This is a genomic window from Leclercia sp. GLN_9, from assembly GCF_043105735.1.
Classification (GTDB): domain Bacteria; phylum Pseudomonadota; class Gammaproteobacteria; order Enterobacterales; family Enterobacteriaceae; genus Enterobacter; species Enterobacter adecarboxylatus.
On record NZ_JBICLV010000043.1, the window covers coordinates 43,395 to 64,574 of the forward strand.

Annotated in this window: 23 protein-coding genes; 11 read left to right on the forward strand and 12 right to left on the reverse strand. The window is 56.5% G+C overall.

Annotation, left to right across the window (positions count from 1 at the left end; translation table 11 throughout):
• Together ACF8PE_RS21915 and ACF8PE_RS21920 are read right to left on the reverse strand one after the other, a co-directional pair.
• On the reverse strand, positions 1 to 750 hold the full coding sequence (locus ACF8PE_RS21915) for an SDR family NAD(P)-dependent oxidoreductase (RefSeq protein WP_032613441.1): 750 nt from the start codon (positions 748 to 750) through the stop codon (positions 1 to 3).
• Positions 751 to 786: 36 nt separating this feature from the next.
• On the reverse strand, positions 787 to 2,118 hold the full coding sequence (locus ACF8PE_RS21920) for an MFS transporter (protein ID WP_144839285.1): 1,332 nt from the start codon (positions 2,116 to 2,118) through the stop codon (positions 787 to 789).
• A 281-nt stretch (positions 2,119 to 2,399) separates the two neighbouring features.
• Here ACF8PE_RS21920 and ACF8PE_RS21925 point away from each other — a divergent pair, with 281 nt between their 5' ends.
• The gene (locus ACF8PE_RS21925) at positions 2,400 to 3,320 is read left to right on the forward strand and encodes a LysR substrate-binding domain-containing protein (protein ID WP_059307340.1); all 921 of its coding nucleotides are present in this window, start codon (positions 2,400 to 2,402) and stop codon (positions 3,318 to 3,320) included.
• Positions 3,321 to 3,719: 399 nt separating this feature from the next.
• On the opposite strand, the gene ACF8PE_RS21930 is transcribed toward ACF8PE_RS21925, so the two are convergent.
• From ACF8PE_RS21930 to ACF8PE_RS21955, 6 genes are all read right to left on the reverse strand, one after another.
• Positions 3,720 to 5,108: an amidohydrolase family protein gene (locus tag ACF8PE_RS21930; RefSeq protein ID WP_059307339.1), complete on the reverse strand. Its 1,389-nt coding sequence runs from the start codon at positions 5,106 to 5,108 to the stop codon at positions 3,720 to 3,722.
• Positions 5,109 to 5,362: 254 nt separating this feature from the next.
• The gene (locus ACF8PE_RS21935; protein ID WP_144839289.1) at positions 5,363 to 6,310 is read right to left on the reverse strand and encodes a carbamate kinase family protein; all 948 of its coding nucleotides are present in this window, start codon (positions 6,308 to 6,310) and stop codon (positions 5,363 to 5,365) included.
• Between the two features lie 118 nt (positions 6,311 to 6,428).
• The gene (locus ACF8PE_RS21940; RefSeq protein WP_059307337.1) at positions 6,429 to 7,973 is read right to left on the reverse strand and encodes a hypothetical protein; all 1,545 of its coding nucleotides are present in this window, start codon (positions 7,971 to 7,973) and stop codon (positions 6,429 to 6,431) included.
• 11 nt (positions 7,974 to 7,984) lie between these two features.
• Complete coding sequence (locus ACF8PE_RS21945) at positions 7,985 to 9,400, reverse strand: DUF1116 domain-containing protein (protein ID WP_285126197.1); 1,416 nt, start codon at positions 9,398 to 9,400, stop codon at positions 7,985 to 7,987.
• Positions 9,400 to 10,941 carry an acyl-CoA synthetase FdrA gene (fdrA, locus tag ACF8PE_RS21950; protein WP_392495287.1) on the reverse strand — a complete coding sequence of 514 codons (1,542 nt, stop codon included), beginning with the start codon at positions 10,939 to 10,941 and terminating at the stop codon, positions 9,400 to 9,402. Before fdrA ends, ACF8PE_RS21945 begins: the two co-directional genes overlap by 1 nt.
• Positions 10,942 to 11,046: 105 nt before the next feature.
• The gene (locus ACF8PE_RS21955) at positions 11,047 to 11,652 is read right to left on the reverse strand and encodes an ankyrin repeat domain-containing protein (RefSeq protein ID WP_032613474.1); all 606 of its coding nucleotides are present in this window, start codon (positions 11,650 to 11,652) and stop codon (positions 11,047 to 11,049) included.
• Positions 11,653 to 11,971: 319 nt separating this feature from the next.
• Between ACF8PE_RS21955 and ACF8PE_RS21960 the strand changes: the two genes are divergently transcribed.
• Positions 11,972 to 12,901, forward strand: a complete 930-nt coding sequence (locus ACF8PE_RS21960; RefSeq protein WP_077226181.1) for a LysR substrate-binding domain-containing protein — start codon at positions 11,972 to 11,974, stop codon at positions 12,899 to 12,901.
• On the opposite strand, the gene ACF8PE_RS21965 is transcribed toward ACF8PE_RS21960, so the two are convergent.
• Positions 12,898 to 13,056 (reverse strand): YqaE/Pmp3 family membrane protein, encoded by a 159-nt coding sequence (locus ACF8PE_RS21965; protein WP_032613478.1) that lies wholly within the window; start codon positions 13,054 to 13,056, stop codon positions 12,898 to 12,900. The genes ACF8PE_RS21960 and ACF8PE_RS21965 overlap by 4 nt on opposite strands.
• A 222-nt stretch (positions 13,057 to 13,278) precedes the next feature.
• Here ACF8PE_RS21965 and ACF8PE_RS21970 point away from each other — a divergent pair, with 222 nt between their 5' ends.
• Positions 13,279 to 13,458 (forward strand): hypothetical protein, encoded by a 180-nt coding sequence (locus ACF8PE_RS21970; protein ID WP_392495288.1) that lies wholly within the window; start codon positions 13,279 to 13,281, stop codon positions 13,456 to 13,458.
• 43 nt (positions 13,459 to 13,501) lie between these two features.
• Here ACF8PE_RS21970 and stpA read toward each other — a convergent pair whose 3' ends face one another.
• Positions 13,502 to 13,906, reverse strand: a complete 405-nt coding sequence (stpA, locus tag ACF8PE_RS21975; RefSeq protein WP_392495289.1) for a DNA-binding protein StpA — start codon at positions 13,904 to 13,906, stop codon at positions 13,502 to 13,504.
• 63 nt (positions 13,907 to 13,969) lie between these two features.
• Here stpA and ACF8PE_RS21980 point away from each other — a divergent pair, with 63 nt between their 5' ends.
• Both ACF8PE_RS21980 and alaE read left to right on the forward strand, forming a co-directional pair.
• The gene (locus ACF8PE_RS21980) at positions 13,970 to 14,317 is read left to right on the forward strand and encodes a hypothetical protein (RefSeq protein ID WP_392495290.1); all 348 of its coding nucleotides are present in this window, start codon (positions 13,970 to 13,972) and stop codon (positions 14,315 to 14,317) included.
• A gap of 216 nt (positions 14,318 to 14,533) precedes the next feature.
• Positions 14,534 to 14,983 carry an L-alanine exporter AlaE gene (gene alaE, locus ACF8PE_RS21985; protein WP_032613484.1) on the forward strand — a complete coding sequence of 150 codons (450 nt, stop codon included), beginning with the start codon at positions 14,534 to 14,536 and terminating at the stop codon, positions 14,981 to 14,983.
• A 33-nt stretch (positions 14,984 to 15,016) separates the two neighbouring features.
• On the opposite strand, the gene ACF8PE_RS21990 is transcribed toward alaE, so the two are convergent.
• Positions 15,017 to 15,361 carry a DUF2002 family protein gene (locus ACF8PE_RS21990; RefSeq protein ID WP_032613486.1) on the reverse strand — a complete coding sequence of 115 codons (345 nt, stop codon included), beginning with the start codon at positions 15,359 to 15,361 and terminating at the stop codon, positions 15,017 to 15,019.
• A 160-nt stretch (positions 15,362 to 15,521) separates the two neighbouring features.
• On the opposite strand from ACF8PE_RS21990, the gene ACF8PE_RS21995 reads away from it, so the two are divergent.
• The 6 genes from ACF8PE_RS21995 to ACF8PE_RS22020 all read left to right on the forward strand — a co-directional run bounded on the left by ACF8PE_RS21995 (position 15,522) and on the right by ACF8PE_RS22020 (position 20,530).
• Positions 15,522 to 15,848: a DUF883 family protein gene (locus ACF8PE_RS21995; RefSeq protein WP_032613488.1), complete on the forward strand. Its 327-nt coding sequence runs from the start codon at positions 15,522 to 15,524 to the stop codon at positions 15,846 to 15,848.
• Positions 15,849 to 16,075: 227 nt separating this feature from the next.
• Positions 16,076 to 16,336: a glutaredoxin-like protein NrdH gene (gene nrdH, locus ACF8PE_RS22000; protein ID WP_071886424.1), complete on the forward strand. Its 261-nt coding sequence runs from the start codon at positions 16,076 to 16,078 to the stop codon at positions 16,334 to 16,336.
• Entirely contained in the window at positions 16,333 to 16,743 is a 411-nt protein-coding gene (gene nrdI, locus ACF8PE_RS22005) for a class Ib ribonucleoside-diphosphate reductase assembly flavoprotein NrdI (RefSeq protein WP_077226180.1), read from the forward strand. The genes nrdH and nrdI overlap by 4 nt, the downstream gene beginning before the upstream one ends.
• Positions 16,716 to 18,860: a class 1b ribonucleoside-diphosphate reductase subunit alpha gene (nrdE, locus tag ACF8PE_RS22010; protein ID WP_392495291.1), complete on the forward strand. Its 2,145-nt coding sequence runs from the start codon at positions 16,716 to 16,718 to the stop codon at positions 18,858 to 18,860. The genes nrdI and nrdE overlap by 28 nt, the downstream gene beginning before the upstream one ends.
• Positions 18,861 to 18,869: 9 nt before the next feature.
• Complete coding sequence (nrdF, locus tag ACF8PE_RS22015) at positions 18,870 to 19,829, forward strand: class 1b ribonucleoside-diphosphate reductase subunit beta (RefSeq protein WP_144882633.1); 960 nt, start codon at positions 18,870 to 18,872, stop codon at positions 19,827 to 19,829.
• Between the two features lie 80 nt (positions 19,830 to 19,909).
• Positions 19,910 to 20,530 carry a LysE family translocator gene (locus ACF8PE_RS22020; RefSeq protein ID WP_103792524.1) on the forward strand — a complete coding sequence of 207 codons (621 nt, stop codon included), beginning with the start codon at positions 19,910 to 19,912 and terminating at the stop codon, positions 20,528 to 20,530.
• 189 nt (positions 20,531 to 20,719) lie between these two features.
• Here the strand turns inward: ACF8PE_RS22020 and cspA are convergent, their stop codons facing one another.
• Entirely contained in the window at positions 20,720 to 20,932 is a 213-nt protein-coding gene (cspA, locus tag ACF8PE_RS22025; protein ID WP_032613504.1) for an RNA chaperone/antiterminator CspA, read from the reverse strand.
• Positions 20,933 to 21,180: the final 248 nt, after the last annotated feature.

Sequence of the window (21,180 nt, forward strand, 5' to 3'; positions counted from 1 at the left end):
TTAGTGGATCAGCATGCCGCCGTTCACGTCGAGCGTGATGCCGGTGGAGTAGGAAGAGAGATCGCTGCCCAGGAACAGCGCGGCCCGGGCAATATCCTGCGCATCGCCAAGACGGTTCAGCGGGATGCCCGCCAGAATGGCGGTTTTCATCTCATCTGAAAGTTTGCCCGCGGTGATATCGGTCTGAATCAGTCCCGGGGTGATGCAGTTCACGCGCACGTTATCCGGCCCCAGCTCGCGCGCCATGGCTTTTGCCAGCCCCAGCACGCCCGCTTTTGCCGCGCTGTAGTGCGGCCCGCCGAAAATGCCGCCGCCTCGCTGGGCCGACACCGAGGAGATACAGACGATGCTGCCGGACTGCTGAGCGCGCATGGTGGGGATCACCGCCTGGGACATCAACAAGGTGCCACGCAGGCTCACGTCCAGTACCGCGTCATAGTTTTCGCGTTTAATATCCATCAGCTTGATGGGCTGGGTGATCCCGGCGTTATTTACCAGAATATCGATACGCCCGTATTTACCCAGCACCTGCTCGATAGCGGCGTTAACCTGCTGCTCGTTGCTGACGTTGGCCGCCAGGCCCAGATGGGCTTCTCCCAGGCTCGCCGCAGCCGCCTGGCTGGCGTCGGCATTTAAATCAATAATGACAACCTTTGCCCCCTGTTCGGCATATAATTTTGCGGTGGCAAAACCCAAACCGCGTACGGAGGCCGCGCCGGTAATAACGGCGACTTTATCTTTCAGTAGCATATATTTACTCCATGATCGTGAGGGGTATTAAATTTATTATTTCGGCTCTTCCAGCAGGAATATCACGAATAAACCGATGGCCGCGCAAATGCCGAAATAAATAAAGACGGAATTAAAACTTCCTGTTTTATCCAGCAGATAACCTGCCAGCATCGGTGAGACAAATCCGCCGAGATTGCCGCCGCTATTAATGATCGACGCGGCAATGGGATAGGTTTTACTGTCCGCCACGGCCATTCCGTAGGCCGTAAAGGCGGGCCAGCCGATATTCAGACAGAGACCGACAAAAAAGAGGCCGATGCAGACCGCCACGGTGCTTTGCGGAATATTGAGCATAATGATCATCATCACCACGGTGCTGATGGCGGTAAACATCATGGTCGGCTTGCGTCTGCGCCCCAGCAGCTTGTCCGAGACGTAGCCGCCGAAGATGGCCCCGATGAACCCACCGATGCACGGCATGCTGGCGACCAGCCCCATACTCATAAAGGTAAAGCCCTTCTCTTTCACCAGATAGAGCGGGATCCAGGTGAGCAGGCCGTAAAGTACGCTCACCATCATGAAGTAGGCCAGGCAGTCGCCCAGAATGTTCTTCGAGGTGAACAGCCCTTTTACCGTGCTTACCGGGGTGAGGTCGCGAACGCGGATCAGGCGGTCAAGCCAGCTAAAGCGCGGTGCGATGACAATATTTTCCCGGCGGGAGGTGGCCGTCTCTTGCCCCTGAGTGATGGTTTCCAGCTCGGCCCGGGAGACAAAGGCGCTTTCACCGGGTTTGGTGCGTACCAGCAGATACCAGACTACCGCGATAACCAGCCCCGGAATGGCGAAGGAGAAAAAGACCCAGCGCCAGCCCCAGGTCATGGCGATCCAGACCGCCAGCGGCGGAACAAAAATGGGCGCAAACATGGTTGCGGCGATATAGACGCCGGTGGCGGTGGCTTTCTCCTTCGGCGGGAACCAGTTGTTGATGGTCGAGGCCAGCCCCACCGGGCATGGCCCTTCCGTCAGCCCGAGGCCGAGACGAATAAACTTCAGCCCCAGTACCGATGTCGCCGTACCCATCAGCCAGGTGAAGGCAGAAAAGCCAAAAATGGAGAGCGCCACCATACCGCGGATGCCTTTTTTGGCGATAAAAAAGCCCGCCGGGATTTGGCTGAGTGCATAGCCCAGAAAAAACATACTGGCGATGGCACCGGCTTCGAAATTATTGATATGGAATTCGTCGATGATAAAGGGAAGTACGGCTCCGATATTTGTTCTGTCTGCATAATTAATGGCATACACAATAAATATCAACGCCAGTACCACGAAGCGATAATTGGTTTTTTTGGTCGCTATGTAGGGGGTAGCTTGTTCTATACGAGACATGTTTTACCTCATTATTCGAACAACGTGAGTCGTTTTAATTTCGTGTTCAACGTCAATATATCGGCTTACATTTGAAACACCATGCAATAAAACTCATTTATTGCTGAGATAAATTTGATTCGCGATATACGTCATAAAAATAACGCGAAAATTGGCCGGGATATAATGCGCAGAAAAATGTGGCGGGGATCATGTTTAATCCATTCAGCCCGAATAACATTGCTGGCACCAGGCCAGAATGCTATGTTTTTTTACCGCAACAGATTCAAGGAGAACGGGTTATGCCCGCGCAGGATCGCCAGACGCTACCCTTACCCTCGCTGCGAAATATTCAGTCATTCCTGGCGGTCGCCAATGCCCTGAGCATTCACCAGGCGGCCGAGCAACTTAACGTCACACCATCGGCGGTGAGCCATCAGATTGCGGCGCTGGAAGCCTGGCTGGGCAAAAAGCTGTTCATCCGCAGCGGCAAAGGCGTACTGCTTACGCAGACCGGGGAAAAGTACCTCCGTGACGTGTCGGCGGCCATGAGCGCGATTGGCCGCGCCACCGAGCAGGTGATGAAGGAAGCGGATAACCCGGTGCTGCGCATTCACTCCTCCCCCACTTTTGGCCTGACATGGCTGCTGCGCCGTCTGGGCAAGTTTCGCGCGCACTATCCTGATATCACCGTTAACCTGACCTGCTCGTATGAAAACCTGCAGTTCGCCCGGGATAACATCGACATCGATATTCGTCACGGCATCCCGGACTGGGACGCCTATCGGGTGATGACCATTAAAAACGATGCGCTGGTGGTGCTGGCCTCGCCGGACTATCTGCGCGAGCACCCGGTCGCGTCACCGCAGGATCTCCTGCAACAGGCGCTGATTTCCTCCACCAGCACCCTGGTTAACTGGGAAAAATGGTTCGCGTGGCACAACATCGACAGGCCCTGGCTCAACTTCAGCCTGAGCTTCGACCGTTCCTATATGAGCTTTGAAGCCGCCCGCATGGGGCTGGGGTTTATTCTGGAAAGTAAAATGATGGCCACCGACCACCTGAACGACGGCTCGCTGGTAGAGGTGTTTCCCGCCGAGCCGGGTATCGCCATTAACGCGCATCATCTGGTGATGCCGCATATGAATGAGCGCAGCTGGAAGATCCAGCAGTTTGTCGAGTGGATTGACCGGGAGCTGCGATTATCGGGGTATCACCTGTAGCGCCAATACGATTTGTTGTCCTCTCCCACTGGGAGATCGCATGTTCCCCCTCACCCCCACCCTCTCCCCAAAGGGGAGAGGGGGCTGACCGTGCCAGTTTTTGTGTGGGGATCCCCCAGCCTACAGGGAGGTCGTATGTTTCCCCTCACCCCAACCCTCTCCCCAAAGGGGAGAGGGGGCCGACCGTGCCAGTTTTTTGTGGGGATCCCTCGGCCTACAGGGAGGTGGCATGTTTCCCCTCACCCCAACCCTCTCCCCAAAGGGGAGAGGGAGCTGAACGTGCCAGTTTTTGTGTGAGGATCGCTTAGCCCACAGGGAGGTGGCATGTTCGCCCCTCACCCCAACGCTCTCCCCAAAGGGGAGAGGGGGCCGACCGTGCCCATTTTTGGGTGGGGATCCTCAGCCTACTGTGCCCCAGACGAGGTTGCCGTTATGGAAGGTGGCGGTACGCGGGGAAATGCGCGCCACCGCTTCGGCGGAACAGGAGGCATCCACCAGCACAAAGCTGGCGGCATCCTGGGCTTTCGGCCATACCCGCTCGCCGTTGTCGTTCAGCGGCAGCACGTCGCCGGTCGCTATCCCTAATGCGCGAGAAAGCGTCTGCTCGTTCGGGCGAATATAGAGCTGGGCATAGAGGTTGGCTTTTTCCAGCATGTCGCCGAGGCCATACGGCGACCAGTGGTCGATCACGCTGTCGGTGCCGGTCATGACAAATACGCCTTTATCGCGCAGCTGCTTAAGCGGCATATGCAGGGTGCCAATTGGCACCGTGGAGGCGATAGTCACCTGCTGCGCCGCCATGCGGGTGGCGATCTCATCCACCTGCTGCTCGTTCATCGTTGCCAGCGCAAAGGCGTGACTGATGGTCAGCTTGCCCTTCAGCTCAGGTGTTTTCTCCACGGTCTGCACCATGTAGTTCACCGCCGCCACGCCCGCCGGGCTGGTTTCGTGCAGGTGGATATCCACCCCTTTGTCGTAATCCAGCGCAATCTGGAACATGAGGTCGAGGGATTTCTCCATCGCGCCGTCGACGCTGGTGGGATCCAGCCCGCCGACGTAGTGCGCCCCGGCCTGCATCGCTTCGCGCATCAGCTTTTCAGCGTTCGAAAGCAACAGGCCGTGCTGCGGGAAGGCGACAATTTCACAATCGAAGCCAGGCTTACGCCGGGCCAGTACCGCCTGTAAATTTTCCAGGTTTTTCAGCCCGGAAACCGGTTCGATATTGCAGTGGCTGCGGGCGATGGTGGAGCCTTTCGACTGGATCAGATCGATTAACTTTTCTGCCCGCTCCTGAGTGTAGGGTTGCAGTTCCGGGAGCAGCTTCTGCTCAAGGCGGATCATATCCTGAATAGTGGTGCCCGCCGGACGGTTAAGCGAGCGCCACGGGCCGCCGTAGAAGGTTTTATCCAGATGGATGTGCATGTCGCGCATCGCCGGTAGCAGCAGCTTGCCGCCAGCATCGTAGTGCGGCAGCGTGGCGTCGGCGTGGCTGTTATTGTCCAGCAGCGCGGCGATTTTGCCGTCCTTGATCTCCAGCGTTTTCAGCTCGGTGCGGGTGCTGACGGCCACGTTGCCGTCAAAGTTAAACCCGGCCTCCAGCAGCACGTTGTCCAGATAGTAGTGTGTCGCGGTGATGTTCATCGGTTTGCCCGTCTCGCAGATCGGTTTCGCTGTGTCAGCAGCATACGCGACGGATCCGGTCGCGCCAAACAGGGCGCAGGCGGTGGCAGCGGTAGCGATTTTGCCGCTCTGGCTGAGAAACTCCCGGCGGCTTTTATTCTCTGTCATTGTCTCTTCCTTTTACTTACCTATTCACAACCAGCGGGCTGAAGCCTGCCGGAGTTAAGTCATAACACTCACAGCGGACTGAAGCCCGCCGGGGTTAAACCACAACACGTGCCGCGAGCTGAAGCGCGCCGGAGTTATGTTTCAACACACACAGCAGGCTTAAGCCCCATGGAGTTAAGCCACAACACACGCAGCGGGCTGAAGCCCCATGGAGTTAAGCCACAACACACGCAGCGGGCTGAAGCCCGCCGGGGTTAAGCCACAATATGGGTACCCGTTTCCCCGCGCAGCGCCGCGGGCAGGCAGTCCGGCGAGGTAATGATTACCCGCGTGCCGCCGTGGTACAGGAATGCCAGGCTGGCAACGATTTTCGGCAGCATGCTGCCTGCCGGGAAGTGGCCCTCTTCCATGTAGCGCGTCATCTGCGCCACGTTCACCGTCTCCAGCGCCTGCTGGTTGGGTTTGCCGAAGTTAATGCACACTTTCTCCACGCCGGTGGTGATCACAAGCACATCGGCGCGGATCTCCCGGGCCAGCAGCGCGGTGGAGAGATCTTTGTCGATCACCGCATCCACGCTCTGGTAGTCGCCCTGCTCGGTACGCACTACGGGAATGCCGCCGCCGCCCGCGCCAATCACCACAAAGCCTTTTTGCGTCAGGGTCTTGATGGCATCGGCTTCGACGATACGCACCGGCTGCGGCGAGGCCACCACGCGGCGGTATCCGCGGCCCGAATCCTCAACGAAATGCCAGTCGGGATGAGCCTGCTGAAGCGCGTCCCGCTGGGCTTCGCTGAAAAACGCGCCAATCGGTTTAGTCGGATGGGTAAAGCCGGGGTCGTTTTTGTCGACCTCAACCTGGGTGACCACCGTCACCGCCTTTTGCTCGCCGCGAGCGGCAAGGCGGTTGTTCAGCGCCTGCTGGATCAGGTAGCCGATCCCGCCCTGGGTATCGGCCACGCAGTTTGCCAGCGGGGTGAGCGGCAGTCCTTCCCGCTCGTGGGCAATTTCGGCCCGGCGCAGATCCAGCCCCACCTGGGGACCGTTGCCGTGGGTAAGCACGATGTCATAGTCGGAGGCCAACATTTCCAGCACCGACTCCGCGACCGCTTTCACCGCCTGCGCCTGGTGTTCAATCGACTGGCTGGCGTTATCTTTGATAATGCTGTTGCCGCCGATGGCGACGACCATGAGTTGTTTCATACGTTTTCCTTCGTAACGGTGCGGTCTGGGCCCCTCACCCCTGCCCTCTCCCCCTAGGGGAGAGGGTGTAATCGTTCCCTCTCCCCTAGGGGGAGAGGGTTAGGGTGAGGGGTCGCTCTTAAGCTTCGGAAACCGGTGCCGCCGCGCTCGCCGCTTCCCGGCTATCCAGCACATGCTTCACCACAAACATGCCGCTCATCATCAGATAGGCCAGCACGAAGGTCAGCGAACTGCCTTCGGCGAAGCCGACCACCGGGGCGTGGATCACTCCGAACAGGGCCAGCAGCGCACCGACGGCGGCAGCGACGGCACCGCGCAGTGGTTTATTGATGATGGCGAAGATGGCGATACAGCCCCACAGCATGCTGGCGAGGGGGGCGCCATTGCCGAGGTGCATCAGCCCTTCGTAGTAAATCCCTTTGCTGTGCAGCACGTCGGTGCCGATTTTCGCCGCGTTGGTGCCCGCCGCCCCCATCACGCTGTTCATCATGGTCAGCGCCCAGTTGGCGATCCACGGGAACAGACAGATAAAGATGACGGGCACCTCCACTTTGGGCGTTTCCCTCACCACCTGGTTAGCGGTGACCACCCCGATAAAGACCAGAATCGGCACGATGGCGGTCATCGGGATGATGGCGAGCATAAAAGCTCCCAGCCCGAACAGCGGCACGATGAACATGGTCACGCCGGAGGCCAGCGTATAACCGATGCTCGCCCCCATCGCTTTCCAGCCCGCGTGGCCGACGTAGACCGTTACCGGGAACGGGTTACCCATCAGGCAGCCCAGCATGGAGGCCAGACCGTTGGCCAGCATCACCTTGCGGGTCGGGTACTCATCCCCCGCCGCGTGGGCGCTCTCAATGTTTTCCAGGTCAAAGATGTAGTTCGCCAGCCCCAGTGGAACCGCCGACGCCAGATACGGCAGCGCGTGCGGCAGCCCCTGCATAAAGCTGTCGATATGCACTTCCGGCGGGTTAAAGCCGAAGGAGGACATCGAGGCTTTGATCGCTTCCGGGCTTTGCAGGCCGGAGATCCACGCCAGTGCCGTACCGGCGATCAGCAGCAGCAGACCGGTGGGGATGCGGGCGAAAATCGGCTTTTTGCCAAACCAGTTAATGAAGATCAGCAGCAGCACGATGAATGACACGGTCGGCGCTTCGAACGCCTGCAGCATCGGGTTCATCGCCAGGAGCAGCAACCCTAAACCAGACAGGCACGACAGCAGCACGGTACGGGGGATCATCTTGCGGATGGTTTCACCCAGGAAGGAACCGCCCGCGAGGATCATCGCCTCCACGAAGCACCACACCAGGCCGATCTGGATGGCGAAATCGGCATCGCCGGTCTGCTGATAGACCGGCATCAGCACCAGAAAGGTGACGGTGAAAATCGACGGGGCGCTCGGCCCCGACGGCAGTGCGGTCACGTCGTTACGCCCGGTCTGGCGCGCCATCTGCAGACCAAACCACGCATAACAGACGCTCGCCACCAGTACCGCCAGCCCGAAGGCTGGCGCAATACGGCCATAAACAATCTCTTTCGGGATGCCGACGACAAAAATGAGCAGCCCCATCATGGTCAGCAGGTTCGTCAGGTTGTTGGTCATCAACCCGAAGTACGCCGCCCAGTCACCTCTTTTCCACTCCAGTTTCATGCTTTTCATGGATGCTTACCTTATAGGATGTAGCGATCGCGGAAGGTCAACAGCGCCTTTTCAAAACAGCCAAACGGCGGGTGAACGATGCCCGCCCCAATCATGCCGATCCCGGCGTCTTTATGGGCGATGGCGGTGTTGATCACCGGCAGAATGCCGCTGGCGGCCACGCGGGTGATGTCGATCGCCGTCGGAATGCCCATAAACGAGAGCAGCGGGATGGTGACATTCGGGTTTTCGCCGAGGGTGATCTCACGCATCTGGCGTGAGAAGTCGATGGCTTCTTCGACCGTGCCGCCTACCAGGGCAACAATCGCCGGGGCCGTCGCCATCGCAAAGCCGCCGATGCCGTAGGTTTCGGTGATCGCGCTGTCGCCGATATCCAGCCCGGAGTCTTCCGGTTTGTAGCCCGCGAACATCGGGCCAATCACCTGCTGCGCCGGGCCGGTGAACCACTGCCCCGGCAGGCCGGAGATGCGCAGGCCGAACTCGTAGCCGTTGCGCGCCATGGTGGTGACCACGGTGCTGTACTCGATGCCGTGGGCGGCATCCAGCGCGGCTTTGCACATCGCCATCCACGTCGGGCCGGAGAAGTAGTCGCTGCTGGCGACAAACTCAAACACCTCGCGCTGCTGTTCCACCGGATAACCGGCCTGAATCAGCCCCGGCGTCAGCGCCTGAATCAGCAGCGTGGTGCCGGCGTTGTTGCGGTTGTGGCACTCGTCGCCCATGTGCAGGGCCTGGGCCAGCATTAAACGCAGGTCGATTTCGCCGATGATCTTCATGGCATCACGCAGCATCGGGCCGAGCACGTCGCGCATCCAGTTGAGGCGGTCGATCACGCTCTGGTCGTTGGCACCCATGCGCAGGATCTTCGCCATCTGCTCGCTGAGGTTGGTGAAGGCGCGGTTGCCGTAGGTTTTGTTCTCGACGATGTGCATAAACATCGACGCGGAGGTGACGCCCGCCATCGAGCCCACGCAGTCGTGTTCGTGGCATGGCGAGAAGGTGATCTCCCCCGACGCCGCCACGCGCTCCGCGTCTTCGATATCTTTCGCCAGCCCTTCAAACACCAGCGCCCCGGTAACTGCCCCTTTCATCGCCCCGCACATGTTCTCCCACGCCACCGGCGGACCGGCGTGCAGGATGGTGGTGCGGGTCATGCCGGGCACCACGTTGATCGCCTGGTCATACCCCACCAGCACCGGGTGGGACTGAATAATGCGTTCAAGGGCGATTTTGTTGGCGGCGGCAATCTTGTCGGCCAGGGTTTTCTCCGCCAGTTGATCCAGGGCATCGACCACCTGCATATTGCCCTGCCCCGGCGGGGTCCAGTCGAGTTGGGTGACCGGAACGTGCTGCTTTTTCAAATCGTCGCTGAACATGGCGATGCCGACGTTAATGACGTTCAGCGGCTGGTTAAATAAGGTGGTCATCAGGCTTTCTCCCCTTTGCAGACAAATTCACGTGCCAGTAATCCGGTGTTGGTACTGCTGCTGGCCCAGATCACCCCCGCATCGGTCAGTAGCTGGCACTGTTGGGTCAACGACGGGGTATCCTGGTCGGTGCCGAGCACGTAGCCCAGGATCTCAAGCGGCCGGTTGTCGGCTCGGGCGATCGCCTGCGCCTCTTTGATCGCCTCGATCATCACCCCCACCGGATCGTCATGCGCGCCGAAGCCGAGCACGAAGTCCATCACGATCACCCCCACTTCGGGATCGCGCGCCTCCTGCAGCAGGCGGCTGATACGGTTGGTCGGGTCGATCATCGGGTGCGGCTTGCCGTTGGTGAAATCATCATCACCAAAGTCGAGGAAGGTGTGCGCCTGGCTGACGTTAATATCCGCCAGACGTTTGGCCGGATCCGGCTGAATGTTGCTGTACACGTCATCATATTTTTCCAGCGCGGCGAACATCGCTTCGTCGCACAGGGTGCCGCCGCAGAACAGACCGCGAATGTACTTCTGCTGCGGGGTCAGGCGGGCGCGTACCTCCTCAATCAGCGGCCAGTTGAGCGGGTGCAGATCGAGCGATTCTTGTTTAATGCCGGTGAGCAGAACGGCTTTCAGCGCCGCGTCTTTGGTGCCGCGGGCGAACTGCAGGCCGTTTTCATCGGTAGGCGGTTCATTGCGGCCGAGGAAACAGGTGATGACGGGCTTACAACAGGCGCGGGCGCGGGCCAGCACTTTTTCGGCTACCGCAGGCGCAGGGGGTTTTGAGATCAGAACGATGACCTGTGTGGCGTCGTCGGCTTCCAGCATCGCGATGGCGTCAAGCATCATCAGGCCGCCGATTTTTTCACTCAGATCGCGACCGCCGGTGCCGATCAGCTGGGAGATACCGCCGCCGAATTCGTGGATGCGCACGCTCAGCTCCTGGCTGCCGGTGCCGGACGCGCCGACGATGCCAATGGTTCCGCGACGCACCGCGTTGGCAAAGCACAGCCCTGCCCCGTTAATGATGGCGGTGCCGCAATCCGGGCCCATCATCAACAGCCCTTTTTCGTGGGCCAGCTGCTTGAGTGCCAGCTCGTCGTCGAGTGAGACGTTGTCCGAGAACAGCATGACGTTAAGGTTGTTCTCCAGCGCCTGGCGCGCCTCGCGGGCGGCAAAGGTGCCGTTGACGGAGATCACCGCCAGGTTGGCGTCCGGGCGATGTGTTTTGGCGCTGGCGAGGGTGGCATAGCGCGATTCGTGGCTACCCGCTTGCTCTTTACGGGCGAACAGGGCTTCGATGGCGGCCAGGGTGTCGTCGTTGGCGGCCTCGCCTTTAATAACGATCATCAGATCGCCGTTTTTAGCGTCCTCTAATTCCGGCGTCAGCAGGCCGAGATTTTTTAAGACGCCTTTATTCATTTCGGTGGCCATGGCGACAAAGGCCTGCTCGACACCGGGCAATTTATTCGCTTTGGTAGAAACCGACATCAGCGAAACAGAATCGAAATACGTATTCTTTTTTATCACGATTTTGGTGGGCATTACGTCCTCCTGAATGCGGGCAAAAGGGGGCCACATCAGGCCCGAAGGCATGATGGAAAAGGCTATTTTTATTTCAGGCCAGCCTGAAACGGCTGGCCGGGGGTATTACGCGCCGGCGGCGATCAGCAGTTCGGCAATCTCGCTGAAGCCTTTTTCCCGCGCCAGTTCGAGGGGGGATTTGCCGTATTTGTCGGTCATGTGCGGGTTAGCGCCGTGGTCGAGCAGCAGCTTGACGATCGCCTGCTGGCGGGGGCCGCCGTCATTCAGCACGATGGCTTCAAGCAGCGGGGTCCAGCCAACGAAGTTGGTATGGTTAACGTTGATGTCGGTGTGGGCCAGCAGCTCCTGGACCACTTCCAGATGCCCTTTCTCGCTGGCCGGGGTGATCCCCACACCGCCGAAGCGCGTAAGACGATCGAGATCCGGATTGGCTGGCAGTACCAGGCGCAGCAGAGTGAGATCGTTGGTCAGGCAACTGATCAGGAACGGGTTGAAACAGGTCTGATCCTGCTGGTCGATATTCGCCCCGGCGGCAATCAGTAATTCCACGCAGGGATAATGTTTATTCAGGCTGGCAATAATAATGGCGGTTCGTTTCTGACGGTTGGTGGCATTAATATCCACCCCTTTTTCCAGACAGGCTTTTAATGCTTCGGCATTCCCCTGTTCGGCAGCGAGCAGAAATTCGGTAACGAGTTCATTGCTGGACATATCCACACTCCTGATTTTCCTTTCTGATGGAGTGAGCATAGCAACGGCCTGGTCAGAAAAGAATCCGCTTAAAAATGATTCATCGACAGCGAATTCATTGTTGAGTTAAATTTAACAGTCCGGTCAAAATGTGCGTCTGTGCAACCTTTTCCTTATGTTTTACCGCTTTTTAAGCCCTTAAGCTGCATTCTTCTTATGTTTACGCAGCCCTTGCGCTGTGCGGCTCGCAGCAAATTTCCAGAACTGTGACCGGCGTCAAATGAGTTGTAACCGCGTTGTTAAAATATGTTCAAAACTGATGGGTGCCAGGAGCCATGATATGAATTCCATCTTTACCGAAGAGAACCTGCTGGCCTTCACCACCGCGGCGCGATTTGGCAGCTTTAGCAAAGCCGCGGCCGAGCTGGGAGTCACCACCTCGGCCATCAGCTACACCATCAAACGTATGGAGACCGGCCTCGATGTGGTGCTGTTTGTACGCAATACCCGCAGCATCGAGCTGACCGAATCGGGGTTCTACTTCTACCGCAAAGCCATAGACCTGCTGAATGACTTCCACGCCATCAAGCGCGGGATCGACACTATTTCCCAGGGGATTGAGACGCGGGTGCGGATCTGCATCAACCAGTTGCTCTATACCCCGCGCCACACCGCACGCTTATTGCAGGTGCTGAAAAAGCAGTTCCCGACCTGCCAGATCACGGTGACCACCGAGGTGTATAACGGCGTCTGGGATTCGATCATTAATAATCAGGCGAATATCGCCATCGGTGCCCCGGATACCCTGCTCGACGGGGGCGGGATTGATTACACCGAAATCGGCGCGATCCGCTGGGTGTTTGCCATCGCCCCGGAACACCCGCTGGCACTGGCGCCCGAGCCGCTGGCGGAGAGCCAGCTGCGGCTGTACCCCAACATCATGGTCGAAGACACGGCGCATACCATTAATAAAAAAGTGGGCTGGCTGCTGCACGGCCAGGAGGCGATCCTGGTCCCGGATTTTAATACCAAGTGTCAGTGCCAGATCCTCGGGGAAGGGATTGGTTTTTTACCGGAGCATATGGCCAGAGAGGCGGTGGAGGCGGGGCTACTGGTCACGCGGCGAATCAACAACCCGCGCCAGGACTCGCGCATGCTGCTCGCCACGCAGCATGCGGCTACCGGTCAGGTCACCCGCTGGATCAAACAGCAGTTTGCACCCCAGGGGGTGTTGACCGGGATCTACAGCGATTTACTGTGGCGAACTTAGCTGCGGCTCTGCACCCAGAACGCATGGATAAGGCCAGGAATGTAGCCCAGCAGCGTCAGGATGATGTTCAGGATAAACGCCCAGCCAAAGCCTTTGCCCAGCAGTACGCCAAGGGGCGGTAAAATGATGGTAATTACGATACGCCAGAAACCCATAAATTCTCCATGCAAGCAGTCAGGTCATTGTATAAAAAGAGGTTTTAACTCTAAGCGTAGTGAGTCTACGCACAGCTGCCAGCCTTCGCGTGAAGTTTTACCCTCTTTTACCCTCTTTACACAGGTTTAGGCTGGCGATTTAGGAGTATTCCGCGCGTGGCGCTGTACCGCGGCCTGCGCCTGGGCTACTGTTAGGGGCGAAACTATCATGAGGAGATAACTATGTTTTCTGTTGGCGATTATGTACAACCGCGTATGGGTGGTCCAAAGCTGAAAGTGATCGAAGTACACGAGGATCAGATTGTGGCGGTACAGGCGAGTAACGAAGAAGGGGAAAAATATACCCTGAAGGCAGCGGACGTATCGCTGTATAAAGAAGATGGCGATTTTGGCGTCTGCTAAACAGACGCGACCGGGCGGCGTTAATCCGCCCGGTGGGTACGGATTAAATCAGGAAATCATCCAGTGATTTTCCTTCCGCCAGGGCAAGGGTAATCGGCTTCGGCGTACGACCCTGACCGGTCCAGGTTTTCACCTGACCGTCGGTATCCGTAAAGCGATATTTTGCCGCACGCGCCTGACGCTTCTTCGGCTGGGCCGGGGTGTTCAACAGGTTGGAACCCAGCAGGTCTTCTGCCGAAATACCGTCAGCTTTCATCTTCTCCAGCAGAGCGTTAATTTTCTGATTCTGCTCAGCGCGCTGCTGTTCAACTTTAGCCTGTTCATTACGCTTTTCTTCGGTGACGATGCGGAGCTTTTCGAGCATATCTTCCAGCACGTCCAGCGAGAATTCACGCGCCGTGGCGCGCAGAGTACGAATATTATTAAGATTCTGTAACAGCGAAGTCATATAAAATGAAAACCTTTTAAGTCGATAAAATAAGCAATAGCGGTCATGGTAATTCATTTGTTTATGAACATCCAGACGACAGTGCAGGAAAATATAATTTATCTCAAATTAAATGAAACAAAGAAATATAAAGTACGACCCCTTACTTTTTGTATGATTTATTCTTATAACCAGTTTAAGGTTTATTTAACTCCTGACCTTTTCCAGGGCTATTACCCCTTCAATTATTTTGATGGTATATCGAATATTCATTCATTCCTGCTGCATAAAGCAAAAATCCCTATTCCGCTATCTTTTGCTTCTCAACCGCAAACTTACAACATAACCCGCCAGCAAAGCGCAGGCGTTATTACGCCGGAACACAGCCCATGCCAGAGGCTGAAAAATAAAAATATAAGCCATTGTTTATAATTGAAAAATTAAAAGACCGAAGAGAAAATGCCGCCGCGCTCACCAAACCGGTACGTTTAGAGCATTTTCCCGACAAAACGCCATTAAATAAAAATTTATCGCTAATTGTAGGTTTTAATGCAGAGAGATACGCTATACACGAAAAATAAAGCAACCTAAAGCACTAGCCTGTCCCGCTTTAGCCTCTCTGATATACGACCCTGAAGGAGTCACAACATGTTCTCTCGGCAGTCTCGCCTGCGTCACGCGGTAGCGGATACCTTTGCCATGGTGGTCTACTGTTCGGTGGTGAACATGCTGATTGAAATATTCCTCTCTGGAATGACCTTCGAGCAGTCGCTTTCCTCCCGTCTGGTAGCCGTCCCGGTGAATATCTTAATTGCATGGCCGTACGGTTTTTATCGTGATGCGGTGATGCGTTTTGCCCGGCGCTACTCCCCTACCGGCTGGATGAAAAATCTGGCGGACGTCGTTGCGTATGTCACTTTTCAGTCGCCCGTTTATGTCGCGATTTTGTTAACGGTGGGAGCCGACTGGCACCAGATCGCCGCGGCGGTAAGTTCAAATATCGTGGTATCGATGATGATGGGTGCGGTGTACGGCTATTTCCTCGATTACTGCCGACGTCTGTTCAAAGTCAGCCAGTATCATCAGGTCAAAGCGTAAGGCACGGCGACTGGCGAAAAGCCAGTCGCGTCGTTATTGCGAGTCGCCAAACAGGCCTTTCAGAAAACGTTCCAGCGCCATGCGGGAACTGAAGCCATGCGGAATACCATAATGTTCCTGGTTATTGCCCCCTAAATAGAGCGGGAACTGCTCATAATGGTCGCTGGTTTTCATCTCTGAGGCAGGCTCCGCAAAGGAAAGACTTCTCTCTTTCAGCGTGGGATGAATGATCAGCGCCGTGCGCCCCATACGTGCTTCGCGGTTCACATAAACATAATTATCGCCACGACGGTACCCGTATGCTTTTTGGGTTACCACATCCACGGTAAATCCCGCTTTTTCAAGTTCGCGCGCAACCTCATCCGGTCGTAAATACATATTCTTTCCTCATTATCATTCCTGCCCGGCAACCTTACCGTATTCAGCAATAGCAGTGCTTTCAGAAAAATCCATAAACGGCCTGATAAGCCGTGACCGGCTTCAGATATTAAAAAGGTGGTCTAAACTGTTAATTACCGCAAATTCAAGGGAGAAGCATATGTTTAACCGTTCAAACCGAAACGATGTTGATGACGATGTTCAGGATATCCATAACGATGTCAGGAAATTAGCGGATTCGCTGGAGAGCGTTTTGAAATCCTGGGGATCAGATGCGAAGGGCGAAGCGGATGACGCCAGACGTAAAGCCAAATCGCTGCTGCGTGAAACCCGTGCGCGTCTGCAGGGTCGCTCCACCGGCAAGCAGGCCGCCTGTGATGCCATCGGCTGCGCTAACACCTTTATTCGTGAACGTCCGATGTGTGCAGTAGGTACTGTCGCCGCGGTGGGGATCTTTATCGGTGCGCTGCTGGCTCTGCGCAAATAATCCCCGATCCCGTTCTATCGTCTTCGCCCCCATGCCCTCTGGTGTGGGGGTTTTTCTTTTTTAACCCCTGCGCGCGCCCTCTCCCGCTGAACGCATCCCCGGCAGTAAAATCCCGCATATTTTCCCATATCTTGTATGGTTGAAACTTATAGCAACTACATCTAGTATTTCCTTTAGCAAGAGAGACTCACGGTGACGCAGCAACTGGCGTCGGAATCCCATTCTAGATGGAAATACGAATCATGCGCATTATTATTTACACTCGAGCCGACTGCGTGCAGTGCCATGCCACCAAACGTGCGATGGAGAGCCGCGGCCTGGTCTTCGAGCAGGTGTTTGTTGACCAGGTTCCTGATGCGGCAGAGAGCCTTCGTGCCCAAGGGTTCCGCCAGCTGCCGGTGGTTATCGCCGGTGATACCCGGTGGTCGGGCTTCCGCCCGGACATGATTAACCGCCTGCCGCAGCCAGCACAGGCCGCCCGGGCATGAGCCTTCTCGTCTACTTCTCCAGCAGCTCGGAGAACACGCACCGCTTTATCGAGCGCGTGGGGCTACCCGCCGTGCGGATCCCCCTGAACGAACGGGAGCGGATCCAGGTAGACGAGCCTTTTATTCTGGTGGTGCCCAGCTACGGTGGGGGCGGAACGGCCGGGGCGGTGCCGCGGCAGGCGATCCGCTTTCTCAACGATCCGCACAACCGGGCGCTTATCCGCGGCGTGATTGCCGCTGGCAACCGTAATTTCGGTGAGGCGTTCGGCCGCGCCGGGGATGTCATCTCACAAAAATGCGGCGTGCCGTATCTCTATCGCTTCGAGCTGATGGGGACGCAGCAGGACGTCGATAACGTGCGTAAAGGAGTGAACGAATTTTGGCAACGACAACCGCAGAGCGCGTAATGCAGCGATCAACCGATTTCCATGCGCTGAACGCCATGCTCAACCTGTACGATCGGGACGGGAAGATCCAGTTCAGTAAAGATCATGAGGCGGTGGACGCCTTTTTTAACGCCCACGTCTATCCCAACACCATGACCTTTGCCAGCCCGCAGGCGCGTCTCGATTACCTGGTCAGCGAGAGTTATTACGATCCGAAGGTGCTGTCGCGCTTCGATCCTGCCTTTGTGCTGGCGCTGTTTGCCCATGCTCACGCCAGCGGTTTTCGTTTCAAGACGTTCCTCGGCGCGTGGAAGTTTTACACCAGCTACACGCTAAAAAGCTTCGACGGCAAGCAGTACCTTGAGCACTTTGAGGATCGGGTGGTGATGGTGGCCCTGACCCTCGCCCAGGGGGATGAAAACCTGGCCCGCCAGCTTACTGACGAGATGCTGGCAGGCCGTTTTCAGCCCGCGACACCCACCTTCCTCAACTGCGGAAAAGCTCAGCGCGGGGAGCTGGTCTCCTGCTTCCTGCTGCGCATTGAAGACAATATGGAGTCGATTGGCCGCGCGGTAAACTCGGCGTTGCAGCTCTCCAAACGCGGCGGCGGCGTAGCGTTTTTGCTTTCGAACCTGCGGGAAGCCGGGGCACCCATCAAGCGCATTGAGAACCAGTCCTCCGGGGTGATCCCGGTCATGAAAATGCTGGAAGACGCGTTCTCCTACGCCAACCAGCTAGGCGCGCGCCAGGGGGCCGGAGCGGTCTATCTGCATGCCCATCACCCGGATATCCTGCGTTTCCTGGATACCAAACGCGAAAACGCCGACGAAAAAATTCGCATTAAAACCCTGTCGCTGGGGGTGGTGATCCCGGATATCACCTTCCGGCTGGCGAAGGAGAACGCCGACATGGCGCTGTTCTCCCCCTATGACGTGGAGCGCCTCTACGGCAAGCCGTTTGGTGATGTGGCGGTTAGCGAGCTGTATGACGACCTGGTGGCAGACGCGCGCGTTCGCAAGACCTGGATGAATGCCCGCGACTTCTTCCAGCGGCTGGCGGAGATCCAGTTTGAGTCCGGCTATCCGTACATCATGTTTGAAGACACCGTTAATCGCGCTAATCCGATTGCCGGGCGCATCAACATGAGCAACCTGTGCTCGGAGATTTTGCAGGTTAACAGCGCCTCAACCTATGACGAGGATCTGGATTACACCCGGACCGGGCACGATATCTCCTGCAATCTGGGTTCGCTGAATATTGCCCATACTATGGACTCCCCCGACTTTGGCCGCACCGTCGAAACCGCGGTGCGCGGCCTGTCGGCGGTATCGGACATGAGCCACATCCGCAGCGTGCCGTCGGTAGAGGCCGGGAATGCCGCCTCGCACGCGATCGGCCTCGGGCAGATGAACCTGCACGGCTATCTGGCGCGGGAGGGGATCGCCTACGGCAGCCCGGAGGGACTGGATTTCACCAACCTCTATTTCTACACCATCACCTGGCACGCCCTGCATACCTCGATGATGCTGGCGCGCGAACACCGTCAGCGTTTCGCGGGCTTTGAACAGTCGCGCTATGCCAGCGGCGAGTATTTTAATCAGTATCTGGAAAACGACTGGCAGCCGAAAACGGAGAAAGTGCGCGACCTGTTTGCCCGCGCTGGCGTTACCCTGCCGACGCGCGAGATGTGGCAGCAGTTGCGTGCCGACGTGATGCAGTACGGTATTTACAACCAGAACTTACAGGCGGTGCCGCCGACCGGCTCTATCTCCTACATCAACCATGCGACCTCGAGCATTCACCCTATCGTCTCGAAAATTGAGATCCGCAAAGAGGGCAAAACCGGGCGCGTCTACTACCCTGCCCCGTTTATGACCAACGACAACCTGGCCCTGTATCAGGATGCCTACGAAATTGGCCCGGAAAAAATTATCGATACCTATGCCGAGGCGACAAAGCACGTCGATCAGGGGCTGTCGCTGACGCTGTTCTTCCCCGATACCGCCACCACCCGCGACATCAACAAAGCGCAGATTTACGCGTGGAAGAAAGGGATCAAGACCCTGTACTACATTCGCCTGCGCCAGCTTGCGCTGGAAGGCACCGAAACAGAAGGCTGCGTGTCCTGCGCGCTGTAAGGAGAGAGGATGAAACTGTCACGGGTACAGGCCATTAACTGGAACAACATCGAAGACGACAAAGATCTGGAGGTGTGGAACCGCCTGACCAGCAACTTCTGGCTGCCAGAAAAGGTGCCCCTGTCTAATGACGTGCAGGCATGGGCCACGCTGAGTCACGCCGAGCAGCAGCTCACCATTCGCGTCTTTACCGGTCTGACGCTGCTCGACACGGTGCAGAACACCGTGGGTGCCCCGGCCCTGATCGCCGATGCGCTGACACCGCACGAAGAGGCAGTGATGTCGAACATCAGCTTTATGGAGGCGGTGCATGCCCGCTCCTACAGCTCGATCTTTTCGACCCTCTGTCAGACCAAAGACGTGGATGCCGCCTACCGCTGGAGCGAAGAGAGCGAGGCGTTGCAGCGCAAAGCCCAGCGGGTGCTGGAACATTATCGCGCTGATGAACCATTAAAGAAGAAGATCGCCAGCGTGTTTCTGGAGTCGTTCCTCTTCTATTCCGGCTTCTGGCTGCCGATGTACTGGTCGAGCCGCGGCAAGCTGACCAACACCGCGGATCTGATTCGGCTCATCATCCGCGACGAAGCGGTACACGGGTACTACATTGGCTATAAGTACCAGAAAGGGCTGGAGAAAATGAGCGAGGCCGAGCGCGAGGCGTTAAAAAACTTTGCGCTGGATCTGCTGATGGATCTCTATGACAACGAGCTGGCCTATACCGAAGAGCTGTATGCCGGAACCGGCTGGGAAGAGGATGTGAAGGCGTTCCTCTGCTACAACGCCAACAAGGCGCTGATGAACCTGGGCTACGAGGCACTGTTCCCACCGGAGATGGCCGAAGTGAACCCGGCGATCCTCGCGGCGCTGTCACCGAATGCCGACGAAAACCATGACTTCTTCTCGGGGTCGGGGTCGTCGTATGTGATGGGAAAAGCGGTCGAGACCGAGGATGAGGACTGGAATTTTTAAGGTCCATCCTGAATCTGGCTTAGCGAGATGTTGATCGAATGTAAATAAGTGACTAACATCCGTCCTTTCGGATAAAGAAAATGTCTGTCACCGATTCACTTCTCGCTTTCTCCTTCGCCGCCTTACTGCTGACGCTTACCCCCGGTCTTGATACCGCCCTTATCCTTCGAACGGCCTGCGCCGAAGGGGGAAAGAAAGCATTTCAGGCGGCGCTCGGCATTGATGCCGGCTGTTTCATCTGGGGGGCGCTTGTCGCACTCGGGGTGGGTGCGCTGCTGGCCTGGTCCGAACTGGCGTATACCCTTCTTAAAATCTGCGGCGCGGCTTACCTGAGCTGGCTGGGCTTACAGCTGCTGATGCGCCCCCGATCGTCATTCACTCAGAACGATGAAACGCCCGCTTCCCGAAGCAACTGGTTTGTAAAGGGGATGCTGGGGAACGTACTTAATCCAAAAATGGGCATTTTTTACGTCTCGTTTTTACCGCAGTTCATCCCGGCCGGGCATTCGCCTTTCATCTGGACATTTATTCTGGTCAGCATTCATGTGCTGATCGGCACCCTGTGGTCGGTGACGCTGATCCTGTCCACACAGCTGGCATCCGGCCTCCTGAAAAAAAAGCGCGTCATCATGGCGATGGATCGGGCCACCGGCGGGCTCTTTTTATGCTTTGCCGCCCGGCTTGCTTTCAGCAATCGGTGAGTCAATGCCGTCCGGTTTAAACGTAGCGATTTATTTATTACGCCCGGCAAAAATAAACGCAGCGCGGCCAGGCTAAATTCAGGCAATAAAAAACCCGCTCAGGGCGGGTTTATTTTTTATCAGCAGAGATTAACTGCTCAGGCTATTACCTTCATCGCTATCGTAATAACTACTGATAATTAACGCAGATTACAGAACTGTGACGTTTCCGGCAGCAGGACCTTTAGCGCCATTTTCAATGGTGAAGGAGATTTTCTGCCCTTCATCCAGAGTTTTGAAGCTGTCGCTCTGAATCGCAGAGAAATGTACGAAGACATCTTTGCTGCCGTCATCAGGGGTGATAAAGCCAAAACCTTTATCTGCGTTAAACCATTTTACTAAACCAGTCATTTTATTAGACATAGATAATTCCTTAATTATGAGCCACTTAATCGCGGCAGTGATGGCCTGTATTGAGAGAGTGTCTTACCTGGCACTTAGGAGGAGACTCATGAAGAAGGGTATCTGTGGATAACACCTGAAATGAGGACTGCTTTACTAAAACTGCTTTCGTAAGGTCTGTTTTCCAAACCGATGACGCTATTAAGACACAGAAAAATTAGCTAAGCAATGTTTATATTATTTATTTTACCCATTCAAACACCCGGATG